This window comes from Bradyrhizobium sp. 4, assembly GCF_023100905.1.
In the GTDB taxonomy this organism is placed as follows: Bacteria; Pseudomonadota; Alphaproteobacteria; order Rhizobiales; family Xanthobacteraceae; genus Bradyrhizobium.
On the sequence record NZ_CP064686.1, the window covers coordinates 3,431,601 to 3,445,704 of the forward strand.

At 65.4% G+C, this 14,104-nt stretch carries 11 protein-coding genes; 5 read left to right on the forward strand and 6 right to left on the reverse strand.

The features are described from left to right. Positions 1-21: 21 nt before the first annotated feature. Genes IVB45_RS15745 through IVB45_RS15755 form a run of 3 tightly spaced genes read left to right on the forward strand, consistent with a single transcriptional unit; the run spans position 22 to position 3,254 of the window. Positions 22-570 (forward strand): hypothetical protein, encoded by a 549-nt coding sequence (locus IVB45_RS15745; protein WP_247360563.1) that lies wholly within the window; start codon positions 22-24, stop codon positions 568-570. A 48-nt stretch (positions 571-618) separates the two neighbouring features. Further along, positions 619-2,001 (forward strand): ribosome biogenesis GTPase Der, encoded by a 1,383-nt coding sequence (gene der, locus IVB45_RS15750; protein ID WP_027569641.1) that lies wholly within the window; start codon positions 619-621, stop codon positions 1,999-2,001. Continuing rightward, positions 1,998-3,254 carry a TCR/Tet family MFS transporter gene (locus tag IVB45_RS15755; protein WP_247360564.1) on the forward strand — a complete coding sequence of 419 codons (1,257 nt, stop codon included), beginning with the start codon at positions 1,998-2,000 and terminating at the stop codon, positions 3,252-3,254. Before der ends, IVB45_RS15755 begins: the two co-directional genes overlap by 4 nt. Positions 3,255-3,350: 96 nt before the next feature. On the opposite strand, the gene IVB45_RS15760 is transcribed toward IVB45_RS15755, so the two are convergent. The 6 genes from IVB45_RS15760 to radA all read right to left on the reverse strand — a co-directional run bounded on the left by IVB45_RS15760 (position 3,351) and on the right by radA (position 10,654). Continuing rightward, positions 3,351-4,577 (reverse strand): ABC transporter substrate-binding protein, encoded by a 1,227-nt coding sequence (locus tag IVB45_RS15760; protein ID WP_027569643.1) that lies wholly within the window; start codon positions 4,575-4,577, stop codon positions 3,351-3,353. A 169-nt stretch (positions 4,578-4,746) separates the two neighbouring features. Beyond that, entirely contained in the window at positions 4,747-5,895 is a 1,149-nt protein-coding gene (locus IVB45_RS15765; protein WP_247360565.1) for a hypothetical protein, read from the reverse strand. A 78-nt stretch (positions 5,896-5,973) separates the two neighbouring features. Beyond that, positions 5,974-6,714 carry an SDR family NAD(P)-dependent oxidoreductase gene (locus IVB45_RS15770; RefSeq protein ID WP_247360566.1) on the reverse strand — a complete coding sequence of 247 codons (741 nt, stop codon included), beginning with the start codon at positions 6,712-6,714 and terminating at the stop codon, positions 5,974-5,976. A gap of 165 nt (positions 6,715-6,879) precedes the next feature. Then, on the reverse strand, positions 6,880-8,385 hold the full coding sequence (gene purF / locus IVB45_RS15775) for an amidophosphoribosyltransferase (RefSeq protein ID WP_007609288.1): 1,506 nt from the start codon (positions 8,383-8,385) through the stop codon (positions 6,880-6,882). A 27-nt stretch (positions 8,386-8,412) separates the two neighbouring features. Next, on the reverse strand, positions 8,413-9,042 hold the full coding sequence (locus IVB45_RS15780) for a CvpA family protein (RefSeq protein ID WP_027569646.1): 630 nt from the start codon (positions 9,040-9,042) through the stop codon (positions 8,413-8,415). A 166-nt stretch (positions 9,043-9,208) separates the two neighbouring features. After that, a complete protein-coding gene (gene radA / locus IVB45_RS15785; RefSeq protein WP_247360567.1) occupies positions 9,209-10,654 on the reverse strand; it encodes a DNA repair protein RadA in 1,446 nt (481 codons plus the stop codon). A 217-nt stretch (positions 10,655-10,871) separates the two neighbouring features. On the opposite strand from radA, the gene IVB45_RS15790 reads away from it, so the two are divergent. Continuing rightward, the gene (locus IVB45_RS15790; protein ID WP_247360568.1) at positions 10,872-12,029 is read left to right on the forward strand and encodes an ABC transporter substrate-binding protein; all 1,158 of its coding nucleotides are present in this window, start codon (positions 10,872-10,874) and stop codon (positions 12,027-12,029) included. Next, the gene (locus IVB45_RS15795) at positions 12,029-14,098 is read left to right on the forward strand and encodes an EAL domain-containing protein (RefSeq protein ID WP_247360570.1); all 2,070 of its coding nucleotides are present in this window, start codon (positions 12,029-12,031) and stop codon (positions 14,096-14,098) included. Before IVB45_RS15790 ends, IVB45_RS15795 begins: the two co-directional genes overlap by 1 nt. Positions 14,099-14,104: the final 6 nt, after the last annotated feature.

The following is a 14,104-nucleotide window of genomic DNA, read 5'->3' on the forward strand; positions in this document are numbered from 1 at the left end:
GAGCTGAGACGAGATCCCGATATGCGCCGCACGCCACGCTTGATCGCAGCCGCCGTCCTGATCGCCTTCACGGGCGTGCTGGGCGGTTGCTCCAGCTTCGATCCGAGCGACATGCTCGACTTCCTCGATACCAAGAAGAAGCTGCCGGGCGACCGCAAGCCGGTGTTCCCGGAAGGCGTGCCCGGCCTCGAGCAGGGTGTGCCCAAGGATATGTACAAGGGCGCGCAGCAACAGCCCGATCCGAACGGCCCCGCCGTCGCGGCTCTGCCCACCGAGCCTGCGCCCGAGCCGAAGCCGGCGAAGGGTGCCAAGGCGAAAAAGACCAGGCAGCCGGCCAGTGCGGCCGTCGCGCCGGCTGGGGCGCCCGCCGGCGAAGTCGATGGCGAGGCCCAGCCCGAGGCCGCGCCGCCCGCGGCCACTCCGCCGCCCAGGCAGAAGATCGTGCGCAAGCGCACCACCGCGCCGCCGCCCGATCAGCCCGTCCAGCAGGCGCAACCGACCCAGACCACCCAGCAGCAAACGCAGGGCGCCTTCCCGGCACCGATGCCGAGCGGCAGCTTCTCGCGCTAATTTTTCATTTCATTGACAGGCGCGGCTCCGGCAGCGCACGAATGACCCATGTCCTTTAAGATTGCCATTATCGGCCGGCCGAATGTCGGCAAGTCGACGCTGTTCAACCGCTTGGTCGGGCAGAAGCTCGCGCTTGTCGATGATCTGCCGGGCGTCACCCGCGATCGCCGCGAGGGCGAGGCCAGGCTCGGCGATCTCGACTTCACGATCATCGACACCGCCGGCCTCGATGAAGGCGCCAAGGGCTCGCTGACCGCCCGCATGCAGGAGCAGACGGAGGCCGCGATCGCACAGGCCGACGCGCTGTTCTTCGTGATCGATGCCCGCATGGGCCTCACGCCCAACGATCGCGCCTTCGCCGATTTCGCCCGCAAGGCCAACAAGCCGGTGCTGCTCGTCGCCAACAAGAGCGAAGGCAAGCATGGCGATGCCGGCGCGATGGAGGCTTTCGCGCTCGGCCTCGGCGATCCCATCCAGATCTCGGCCGAGCACGGCGAGGGCATGGGTGAGCTCTACGACGCTCTGCGACCGCTGATGCCGGAGCCGGTGGAGGAGGATGAGTTCGAAGACGACGAACCGCTGACGGAGGAAGAGGCCGCCACGCGCCCGATCCGGGTCGCGATCGTCGGCCGGCCCAACGCCGGCAAGTCGACGATGATCAATCATCTGCTCGGCGAGGAGCGTCTGCTGACGAGCCCGGAGGCCGGCACCACGCGCGATTCCATCGCGGTCGAGATCAACTGGAAGGGCCGCGAGTTTCGCGTGTTCGACACCGCAGGTCTGCGCCGGCGCTCCCGGATCGAGGAGAAGCTCGAAAAGCTCTCGGTCGCCGACGCACTGCGCGCGGTGCGCTTTGCCGAAGTCGTCGTGATGATGATGGACGCGCAGAACCGTTTCGAGGAGCAGGATCTTCGCATCGCCGACCTGATCGAGCGCGAGGGTCGCGCCGTCGTGCTCGCCGTCAACAAATGGGACCTGATGGAGAGCAAGGGCGGCGGCGCGATCTCGAACCTGCGCCGCGATGCCGATCACTTGCTGCCGCAGATCAAGGGCGTGCCGATCGTCGCCGTCTCCGGCTTGATGGGCGAGGGCATCGATCGATTGATGCAGGCGATCCAGGATGCCTATGCGCTTTGGAACAGGCGTGTGTCGACCGCGGCGCTGAACCGCTGGTTCGAGGAGGCGGTCCAGGCCAATCCGCCGCCGGCCGTGTCCGGACGACGACTCAAGCTGAACTACATCACGCAGACCAAGGCCCGCCCGCCGAGCTTCGTGCTGTTCTGCTCGCGTGCGGATGCGGTGCCGCAGTCCTATCTGCGCTACCTCACCAATTCGCTGCGTGAGGCCTTCGAGCTGCCGGGCACTCCGGTGCGCATCACCTTGCGCGAGAAGGCCAATCCGTTCGCCCACAAGCGCAAGCGGCCGTCGTGAGCAACGACGCCGGCGAGGCGATGGCGCAGGGCGCAGCGCCAGTCCGGCGCGGTGCGGTCGCCTTCATCTTCGTCACGATCCTGCTCGACATGCTCGCGCTCGGCGTGATCATGCCGATCCTGCCGAAACTGATCGAGAGCTTCGTCGATAACGACACGGCGCATGCGGCCCGCATCTTCGGGCTGTTCGGCACCGCCTGGGCGCTGATGCAGTTCGTGTTCTCGCCGGTGCTTGGCGCGCTGTCGGATCGCTTCGGGCGGCGGCCGGTGGTGCTGCTGTCGAATTTCGGGCTCGCGGCCGATTATGTGCTGATGGCGCTGGCGCCGTCGCTGGTCTGGTTGTTCGTCGGCCGCGTCATCTCGGGCATCACCTCGGCCAGCATCTCGACCGCCTTTGCCTATATTGCAGACATCACGCCGCCGGAGCGGCGCGCTGCGGTGTTCGGCAGGATTGGCGCTGCGTTCGGCGCCGGATTCGTGCTGGGCCCGGCGTTGGGCGGCCTGCTCGGCGATATCGATCCGCGCCTGCCGTTCTGGGCCTCGGCCGCCCTGAGCTTTGCCAATGCGCTCTATGGGCTCTTCGTCCTGCCGGAATCGCTGGCGCCGGACAAGCGCGCACCGTTCCGCTGGAGGAGCGCCAATCCGCTCGGCGCGCTCCGCCTGCTGCGTTCCAACGCGGTGCTCGCTGCGTTGTCAGTCGTCAACTTCATCGCGCAGGTCGCGCATGTCGTGCTGCCCTCGACCTTCGTGCTCTACGCGACCTATCGCTACGGCTGGGATTCGAAGACCGTGGGATTGACGCTGGCGATGGTCGGCGTCTGCGCCATGGTGGTGCAGGGGCTCGCGATCGGCCCGATCGTGCGTGTGCTCGGCGAGCGCAATGCGTTGTTGATGGGCCTGTGCTGTGGCGCGATCGGCTTCGTGATCTTCGGCGCGGCGCCGACCGGGCCGCTGTTCTGGATCGGCATTCCCGTGATGTCGCTGTGGGGCATTTCGGGCGCTGCCATGCAATCGCTGATGACGCGGCTGGTCGCGCCTGATCAGCAGGGCCAGTTGCAGGGCGCGACCGCGAGCGTGCAGAGCGTGTCGCAGCTCGTCGGCCCGTTCCTGTTCACGCTGACGTTTTCATACTTCATCGGCGCCAGCGCGCCGTGGCAGCTGCCCGGCGCGCCGTTCCTGCTCGCGGCGGTGCTGATGGTGGCGTGCGTGGCGATTGCTGTGCGGGCGCTGGGCGCGGCGAAGACGGTTGCGTAGGGTGGGCAAAGCGAAGCGTGCCCACCGCCTTCTTCGGTTGTGGAGAGATGGTGGGCACGGCGCTTTCGCGCCTTGCCCCCTCCGACACCAATGCCTTTACTTCTTCACCAGCGGGCACTCGCTGTCCTTGAGCGGCTTGGCCGCGTCTTCCGCCGCGATCGTGGCGATCTGCTTGTAGTAGTCCCACGGTCCCTTCGATTCTTCGGGCTTCTTCACCTCGAACAGATAGGCCGGGATGAGACGACGCCCGTCCTCGCGCAGGGGACCCTTGCCGAACAGCGGATCGTCGGTCGGAAGCTCCTTCATCTTGGCAACGACCTTCGCGCCGTCATGCGGATTGCTGCCGAGCGCGTCCATCGCCTTGAGATAATGCAGCACCATCGCGTAATTGCCGGCCTGCGTCATCGAGGGCATCGCATTCTTGTTGGCCAGCGCCGAGAAGCGCTTCGACCAGGCGCGGGTCTGGTCGTTCATGTCCCAGTAGAAAGATTCCGTGAAGGTCAGGCCTTGGGCGGTCTTCAGACCCAGCGAATGCACGTCGTTGATGAACAGCAGCAGCGCCGCAAGCTTCTGCCCGCCCTGCACAATGCCGAACTCGGCGGCCTGCTTGATCGAGTTCGTGGTGTCGCCGCCGGCATTGGCAAGGCCAACGACCTTGGCCTTGGACGATTGAGCCTGCAGCAGGAAGGACGAGAAGTCCGCGGTATTGATCGGATGCTTGACGCTGCCGAGCACCTTGCCGCCGTTCGCGGTCACGACAGCGGTGGTGTCGCGTTCGAGCGCATGGCCGAAGGCATAATCTGCGGTCAGGAAGAACCAGCTGTCGCCGCCGGCCTTGGTCAGCGCCTTGCCGGTGCCGTTGGCCAACATGTAGGTGTCGTAGGTATACGAGACCGTGTTCGGCGTGCAGGCCTTGCCGGTCAGGTCGGCCGAGGCCGCGCCGGAATTGAGCAGCACCGCATTCTTTTCCTTGACCAGGTTGCTGACCGCCAGGGCGACACCGGAATTCGGCGTGTCCGCAATCGCATCGATCTTGTCGTTGTCGATCCACTGCCGAGCAATGTTGACGCCGACGTCCGGCTTGTTCTGATGGTCGCCGCTGATGACGTCGATCTTCCAGCCCTTCTTGAGCAGGCCGGAATCCTCGACCGCCATCTTGATCGCGACCACGGAGTTCGGGCCGCCGATATCGGCATAGAGGCTGGACATGTCGTTGAGCACGCCGATCTTGACGGTCTTGTCCTGGGCGAAGGCGGATGTGGCAAAACCGAAGGCGGCACAGGCCAGAAGGGCCGCAGAGCGGCGCGCGAACGTCGTCGTCATAAAAGATTTCCTCCATTGTCAAACATGCGGACGGCTCTCTTGAACGGAGCCTTGTTCCGGCTGATGGCTCTACCGTGTCCCACGGCCGGCGGCAATGCGCCTAAAGCCGGATGACGCTGCGTCGCAGCGTCATCCCTCCGTTAACTTTTGGGCAAAATGCGTCGAGACGCTATTTCAGCGCGTCCGATGTCAGCTTGAATTTCTGGACGCGCTTTCCGGTGTCGACCTCGGCGGTATAGACGTTACCCTTGGCGTCGATCGCCATGGCATGCACCCAGTGGAATTGTCCGGCATTGCGGCCGTTGTGGCCGAAGCTGCCGACCACGCTGCCGTCCTCGCGCCTGATCACCCTGATCTCGTTGTTTTCGCCGTCGGCGCTGAGCAGCCAGGTCTGCTTCGGATCGGGCCAGATCGCGATGTCCCACACCGCGCCGTTGCCGAGCGTGTTCTTCTCGAAGAAGAACTCCTTCACGAAGGTGCCGTCCTTCTTGAACACCTGGATGCGGTTGTTGATGCGGTCGCAGACGTAGACGAGACCGTCATTGGCGAGTTTCACGCAATGGACGGGATTGCCGAACTGCTGGGACACCGGCGCCTTGGGATCGTACGCCGCCTGCTTGGTGTCGTCGGGCTTGTTGCCGTAGGCGCCCCAGTGCCGCTTGTAGGCGAGGGTGGTTGCGTCGAACACGATGACGCGGCGATTGCCGTAGCCGTCGGCGACGTAGATCTCGTTGGCGGCCTTGTCGATCGCGGTCTCGGCGGGCTTGCCGAGCTGCGTCGTGTCGTTGCTGCCGAGGCTCGGCGCGATCTTGCCGATCTGGGCGACGAACTTGCCGTCGAGCGTGAATTTCAGGATGGCGTTGTCGTTGTCGGCATTGCCGCCGACCCAGACGAAGCCGCGCTCGTCGACCTCGATGCCGTGCTCGCGGCCGACCCATTCATAGCCTTCGCCCGCGCCGCCCCATGATCGCAGCAGATTGCCGTCGCTGTCGAATTCGAGCACGGGCGGCGCCGAGACGCAGCATTTCGAGCGCGGCGGGGTGAGGCTTGCGCCTTTCTCGTCGTCGGTGAGCGAGCGCGGTCGATGGATCACCCAGATGTGGCCTTGCCAGTCGACGGTGATGCCGCCGACCTGGCCGAGGATCCAGTTGTTCGGCAACGGCTTTGGCCAGGACGCATCGACCACGAAGGTCGGGACATCGCCGGCGGTCGCCGCGCCCGGAAGCGCGAACGCCACGGCGGCGATCAGGACGGAGAGGACGCGAGAGACATTTGCGAGCGCACGCGTAGAGCCTGCGCGATTCCGCCATGGTGCCATGGCAACCTCCCTTTTTTGGCCTGCAGCTTGCTGCCGCTTGAGCGCGGGCAGTCAATCGCGGGGAGGCCGTCAAGTCAATCAGGCCGGAGAGCGGAAGCTCATCAGGCTGCGGGTCTTGTAGTCGTAGAACTTGCCGGTCTCGGTCCAATCAGGCGCGCACATCGGCACGATCAATTCGGCGACCCGCTCGGCCGTATCGAGCGTCGCCGGGTCTTCGCCCGGCATCAGCGTGGCGCGCATCCGGGTGCGGACCGGGCCCGGATTGAACAGATTGACGCGCAGCTTGGTGTTCGCGGTCTCCTGCGCCCAGGCGCGCGCCAGCGTTTCCAGCGCCGCCTTGGAGGCGGCGTAGGGGCTGACATAAGCGGTCGCCTTGTTGGCCGCGCCGGAAGTGATGAACACGGCGCGGCCGGCGTCGGATTGCTTGAGCAGCGGCTCCATGCAGCGGATCAGCTGGAAGTTCGCGGAGACGTTGACCGCCATCACGTCGGTGAAGGCCTTCAGCTCGATATGGCCGATCGGTGAGGAGGGCCCAAGCACGCCGGCATTGCCGACGAGGATGTCGAGCTTACCGTAGCGCTCATGCAGGCCGGCACCGAGGCGCGCGATGCCGTCGGAATCGGTGAGGTTGAGCGGCACCAGCGTGGCGCTGCCGCCGTCCTTGCGGATCTCGTCGTCGAGCTCTTCCAGCCCGCCCTGCGTGCGCGCCACGGCGACGATATGCGCGCCGGCCTTGGCCAGCGCTTTTGCCGTGGCGAAGCCGATGCCGCGCGAGGCGCCGGTGACGAGAGCGATGCGGTCGGCGAGCGGATTTGTCATTGAAAGGTTCTATCCAGCGTCGTCCTGGCGAAAGCCAGGACCCATACGCCGTGACGGCGATGATTGGGTGAAGATGGTCAGGCCATCCTCTTCAAACCACAAAGACCTGTGGTTATTGGGTCCCGGCCCCCGTGCGCAATTGCGCACTAGGCCGGGACGACGAGTTTAGCTCGCCTCCGCCAGCAACGACAATTGCCGCGGCTGCTGCTCGGTCTGGGTCTGGTCGGTGAGGTGGGTCGGATAGGCCCCGGTGAAGCAATGATCCGAGAATTTCGGATTGGCGGGGTCGCGGCCCGGCTCGCCCATGGCGCGGTACATGCCGTCGATCGACAGGAAGGCGAGCGAGTCGGCGCCGATGATTTCGCGCATCTCCTCCAGCGAATGTGTCGCCGCAAGAAGACCGCCGCGATCCGGCAGGTCGATTCCGTAATAATCGGGATAGAGGATCGGCGGCGAGGCGAGGCGGAAGTGCACTTCCTTGGCGCCGGCATCGCGCATCATGCGCACGATCTTCTTCGAGGTGGTGCCGCGCACCAGTGAATCGTCGATCAGGATGATGCGCTTGCCTTCGATCGCGGCGCGGTTGGCCGAATGCTTCATGCGCACCCCGGATTCGCGGATCGCCTGCGTCGGCTGGATGAAGGTGCGGCCGACATAATGGTTGCGGATGATGCCGAGTTCGAACGGGATGCCGGAATGCTGGCTGTAGCCGACCGCGGCGGGCACGCCGGAATCCGGCACCGGCACCACGACGTCGACCGGCACGTGGCTCTCTCGCGCAAGCTGCGCACCGAAGGCCTTGCGCACTTCGTAGACCGAGCGTCCGTGGACGATGGAATCCGGACGGGAGAAGTAGATGTATTCGAAGATGCAGGGACGCGGCGCGATCGGCGGGAACGGCTTGTGGATGTCCTGCCCGTTCTCGTCGAACACGATGACCTCGCCGGGCTCGATGTCGCGGACGAAGCGTGCGCCGATGATGTCGAGGGCGCAGGTCTCGGAGGTCAGGATCGGGCAACCATCGAGTTCGCCGAGCACCAGCGGACGGATGCCGCGCGGATCGCGCGCGCCGACCAGCTTCTTGTTGGTCAGCGACACCAGCGCATAGGCGCCCTCGATCTCGCGCAGCGCGTCGATATAGCGTTCGATGAAGCGGCTGCGCCTGGAGCGCGCGACCAAATGCAGGATCACCTCGGTGTCGGTGGTCGACTGCATCATCGCGCCGTTCTTCACGAGCTCGCGGCGCAGCGTCAGGCCGTTGGTGAGATTGCCGTTGTGGGCGACCGCAAGGCCGCCGGCATTCAATTCGGCGAACAGCGGCTGCACGTTGCGCAGGATGGTCGCGCCGGTGGTGGAATAACGGACATGGCCGACCGCCATTGTGCCGGGCAGGCGGTCGATCACCTCGCGGCGGGAGAAGGTGTCGCCGACGAGGCCGAGGCGGCGTTCCGAATGAAAGCGGCCGCCGTCATAGGAGACGATGCCGGCGGCTTCCTGACCGCGGTGCTGAAGGGCGTGGAGGCCGAGCGCCGTGATGGCGGCGGCATCTGGGTGGCCGTAGATGCCGAAGACGCCGCATTCCTCGCGCAGCGTATCCCCCTCCAGATCGTCTTGAAGTTCCAGCGCGGCCGGGCCGAGATCAAGTAGGGCGTCCTGGTCAGGATTTCGCATCTCGTCCGAGCCTCTCGTTAGGGCTTATCAACGCGCCGCGGGTTTCTCGATCAGCTTTTTAAGGCTGTCACGAGCCGGTTTGCTGTATCCGTCGGCACTGCCCGAAGGCTGCTGCTCGGAATCAGTTTGCTCTTCATCTGGTTTGTTTTTCTTGAATCTCTTCAAGATGGTGTTCTCGGGGTCGTCAGGCAAGAGGGCCATCAGCCAATCGCCGGTTCCCTGCAGCACCACGCGGGATTTGGCCCCTGTGACCCAATCCGGGCGCTGCTTGTCCGGCACCAGCCAGGTGAAGAACAGGAAGGCGACCACGACGATCAAAAGCCCGCGCGCCAGCCCGAACAGAAAGCCGAGGGTGCGGTCCAGCGCGCCGATGCGCGAATCCAGGATCATGTCGGAGATCCGGACCGTGATCACGGAGACCACGACCAGGGTGCCTACGAACACGCCGGCGACCACGACCACGCTCGCGACGGTATCGTTGTTGAAATAGGTCTTTGCGGTCGGCAGCAGCTTCGAGAACGAATAAAGGGTGACGATCGCCGCCGTGCCCCAGGCCGCGATCGACAGGATTTCGCGCATGAAGCCGCGAACCATGGCGAGCAGGCCCGAAATCAGCATCACACCGAGCAGGATCAGGTCGAGGATGGTTACTGGCATCGGCTGGTCTGGTCCGCTCGTACTTCAAGGTGCTCAGCGAATCGGTGTTTGGCCGCCGCCCCTAAGTGAGGGCCAGACGACGTTCCCGGCAAGGCCGCAACCACGCAATCCCATGCTGCTTTTGTGACGGCTGTATAGCGGCGAGGGCGGGGGACGTCACCACCGGCTAACCCTCTCCACGGCGGAATCTTGCCGGTGTGGCATTTTTCTCTGCCGGTGCGCTCGAGTCGCCCCGCCGGGAGCCGCGGGCGGCGATCTCGGCGACCAGGGTCGTCAGGCTGTTGATCGCGTTCAGCGACAGGCCGGCATCGCCGGCGGCTTCGCCCCGGGCCGATTCGGGCAGCACGGCGCGCTGAAAGCCGAGTTTTGCCGCTTCTTTCAGCCGGGCCGGGGTCTGCGCCACCGGGCGCACCACGCCGGAGAGCGAGATCTCACCGAAATAGACCGCATCGGTGGGTAACTGCGCATTAACCAGCGAGGACACCAACGCAGCCGCGGCGGCCAGATCAGCCGCGGGCTCGTGGATGCGCAGGCCGCCCGCGACGTTCAGATAGACGTCGTGGCCGGACAGCTTGACCCCGCAATGGGCTTCCAGCACCGCCAGCACCATCGACAGCCGGCTCGGATCCCAGCCGACCACGGCCCGGCGCGGCGTGCCGAGCGAGGTCGGCGCCACCAGCGCCTGCAATTCGACCAGAACGGGCCTTGTGCCCTCGATGCCCGCGAAGACTGCGGTGCCGGGCGTGCCGAGATCGCGCTCGGACAAAAACAGCTCGGAGGGATTGGTGACTTCGCGCAGGCCAAGCCCGGTCATCTCGAACACGCCGATCTCGTCGGTCGGCCCGAAACGATTCTTCACGGCACGCAGGATGCGGAATTGCTGCGAGCCTTCGCCCTCGAACGACAGCACCGCATCGACCATGTGCTCGACCACGCGAGGGCCGGCGATCTGACCGTCCTTGGTGACATGGCCGACCAGGATGATGGCCGCGCCGGTCCTTTTGGCAAAACGAATCAGGGCCTGTGCCGAGGCGCGCACCTGGGTGACCGTGCCAGGCGCCGATTCCACCGTGTCGGTCCACATCGTCTGGATCGAATCGATCACGATCAGCCGGGGCACCGCGCCCTCGGACAGCGTCGACACGATGTCTTCGACCGACGTCTCGGCGGCGAGCTGCACCGGCGCATCCGACAGCCCGAGCCGCTCCGCGCGCAACCGCACCTGTGCGACCGCCTCTTCGCCGGAGATGTAGACGACGCGGTGACCGGCGCGCGCGAGCAGGCTTGTGGCCTGCGTCAGCAGCGTCGACTTGCCGATGCCGGGATCGCCGCCGACCAGAAGCACCGAGCCGCGCACGAAGCCGCCGCCGGTGACGCGATCGAGTTCCGTCATGCCCGAGGATAGACGCGGGGCGTCCTGGGTTTTTCCGGACAGCCTCTCCAGCGCGAACGTCCGCCCCTTGCGTTTGGAGCGGATCGACACCGGCACGCTGCCGGTCGTGTCCTCCTCCGCGAGCGTATTCCACTCGCCGCAGGACTCGCACTTGCCCTGCCAGCGGTTATAGGCCGCGCCGCAGTTCTGGCAGACGAAGGAAAGCGTGTTCTTGGCCATGGGGACAGCGAGTCCGGGGACAGCGAGTCGGGGGTTTCAGGTTTGCTGATAGCACGGAATGACGGGTCGAGAGCGTGAGTCCGAGCGGACCGCATATCGCAGTTCGGCACGCCTGATACACCCTTTGTTAGCTCTGTGCCGCCGCAACAGGCCGGACTTTGCCAAATGTTAGCGGACGCGGGTCCAGTTTCGGAACCAATACGGGATGGCGAAACGAATGACCGGACTTTTGCGGATATTGCTGGCTTTCGGCATCACCTGCGGCGTTCTGATGCCGGCTGGCGGCGCTGTTGCGGCCGATGCGAAGCGTCTCAACGTCGTCTTCGTCAACCCGGGCAAGACCGGCGAGGTCTATTGGGACATGGTTTCGCTGACCATGCAGGCCGCCGGCCGCAAGCTCGGCGCGCATGTCGAGGTGCTGACCAGCGAGCGCAATTACCGCACCATGCAGGAGCTCGGGTTCGGCGTGGTCGCACGCAGCGACAAGCCCGACTTTCTCATTCTCTCGAACGAGGAATCGGCCGCCGTCCCGATCATGGAGGCAGCCGAGGCCGCTGGGATCAGGACGCTGCTGCTCTCGAACACGCTGATCGGTGACGATGCGGCGCGTCTTGGACCGCCGCGTCAAGAGCTCAAGACCTGGCTCGGCGACATCACGACGGATCTTCAGACCGCGGGCGCGCGGATGGCCAATGCCCTGATCGACGCGGCGCGTGCCGAGAAATGGCAGAGCCCGGACGGCAAGATCCACATTCTCGGCATCGGCGGCGACGAGATCACGCCGGCCTCGATCGCCCGCAACGCGGGCCTCAAGCTCGCGGTGGACGCCGCGCCGGACGTCGTGGTGGATCGGATGCTGTTCGCCAACTGGACGCGGTCGGAGGCCGAGCATGTCACCACGAATTATCTGAGCTGGGCCGCGCGCAAAGACATCCGGCCCGCAGGCATATGGGCCGGAAACGATCCGATGGCGCTGGGAGCGCTTCGCGCGGTGATCGCTGGCGGCCTCACGCCCGGGCGGAACATCCAATTGGTCGGCCTCAACTGGTCGGAGGATGCGCTGCGCGAGATCAAGGCGGGCCGCCTGCTTCTGACCGACGGCGGGCATTTCCTGCTCGGCGGCTGGTCGATCGTTCTGTTGCGCGACTACGCCGACGGCTGCGATTTTGCGGACGTATCACCCCGTGTCGAGGTCAAGACGTCCGCGATCACGCGTGACAACCTCGCTGCGGTCGACGACCTCATCACCACGCGCGCCTTCGATCGGATCGATTTCGCACGTTTCAGGGCCCAAACAGGGCACTGCGGCCAGTACGACTTTTCCATCGATGCGCTGATCTCGTCGCTGACGCCTCTGGAAGGCGCTGCCGACTGATGCGAAACGTTGACGACATGACCGATCCGGATCGCAAGCAGCAGGCGGCGCCGCCGCGCTTGCGCTCGGTCGTCCGCGCGATGATCTGGGCGACAGTACCTGTTCTGTTGCTGGTTCAATTGCTCGCCTCCGCCGGCGTCGAGGCCTCGAGCTTCTGGTCGCAGATCAGGCAGCTCGACGCGCGCATCGCCCGCCTCGCGGAGAGCCGTGCCGAGCTGATCGCCGAACCGCTCTGGAAGATGCGCTACGATCAGGTCACGAGCGTGCTCAACGAGATCATGCACGACGAGAGCATCGCCGCGGCGGCCGTTTACGACGATACCGGAATCGCGATTGCCCGCGTGGTGGCGCGCCCGGTGGGACAGGCGGTCGCGGAGATCTCGCGTCCGATCAACTACAGCAACGGCAACATGGCGGTCCAGGCCGGCCGCATCGCGATCGTATATTCGCATGCGGCGCTCTACGCGGACACGGGCAGCCGTCTGGTGCTGCTGCTGGTCGTCGGCCTGTTGGCAACGTTTGCGACCCTGATCGCCATGCGGATCTCCGCCAACCTCTTCATCGGCAGGCCGCTGGCGGCGATGATGTCCGCGATCCAGCGCAGCAAGCAGGACGGCCGCGCCTATCCGGCGGAGGTCAAATCCTCGAACGAGTTCGGTCAGCTCGCGCATGCCTTCAACGCCATGCAGCACACGACGTCGGGTGCGCTCGACCGGCTCGGCCACATGGCCGCGCACGATCCGCTCACGGGGCTGCCCAATCGCCGTTCGCTCTCAGAGCACCTCGTGACCCTGAGTCACGATGCCGGCTCACCGGACGCGCTGATCGCACTCTGCTTCATCGATCTCGACGACTTCAAGGGCATCAACGACACCTTTGGCCATGACTCCGGCGACAAGTTCCTGGTGCACATTTCCGAGCGCCTTCGTGGTGCGGTCGAACCGCAAGATTGGGTAGCTCGGCTCGGCGGCGATGAATTCGTCGTCATTCGACCCGAGGTCAGCAACGAGGAGACCGCGCAGAGGTTTTCGCGCCACTTGCTGGATGCGATTTCCGAGCCGATCCGACTTCACGACAAGCAAGTCGTGCCGCGTGCCAGCATCGGCCTTGCCGTGCGCCGTGCCGGAGATCCCGAGCTTTCGCACCTGCCGGCGCTCGCCGACATCGCGCTCTACCATGCCAAGAGCAAGGCGCCCGGCACGGTCGCGGTGCTGGACGAAGCGCTTCAGCGCGACTATCGCCGCCGCCGGGAGCTCGAACTTGCCATTCCCACAGGCTTCGACAAAGGGCAATTCGAGGTCTGGTATCAAAGTCAGGTCGATCTCGAAAGCCACGACATCGTTGGCCTGGAAGCGCTAATCCGCTGGCGCCATCCGGAACATGGCGTGATCGGTCCGGGCGAATTCTTGCCGCTGATCGAGCGCAGCGGCAACAATGCGCGGCTGACGCGCTATGTGCTCACCGACGCCTGCCGCGCGCTGCAACATCTGGCTTCGGCCGGCAGGCCGCATATCCGGATTGCGATCAATCTGCCGCCGTCCGAGCTCGCCGACCATTCGTTCGCCGCCGAGCTGCGCGCGACCTGCGCGCGCTTCGACGTGGCGGCATCATTGCTGGAGCTCGAGATCACCGAGGGGTCGCTGATCAACAACATGGCCAGCGCATCCGAGACGCTGCACCGCCTGCGGCGCCTGGGTGCCACCATCGCGCTCGACGATTTCGGCACGGGCTACAGCTCGCTCGCCCATCTCAGGCGGTTTCCGCTGGACAAGGTCAAGATCGACAAGGCCTTCATCAGCGAGATCCCCGATAGTGCGGAAGACAAGGCGATTGTTGGCGTCATCGCGTCGCTCGCCGGCACGCTGGGCCTCACTTTGGTGGCCGAAGGCATCGAGCGCGCCGAGCAGGCCCAAGCCATGCGCGAGATGGGCGTGAGGTTCGGCCAGGGCTTTCTCTATCATCGGCCGCAGCCACTCGAGGCCGTGTTGCTATGGCTCGAGGGACGGCCGGCCCACCAGAGCCGCGTCATCGAGGATAGCCCGTCGATCGCGCCCGAATTTGCGGTCTGAGCGCAG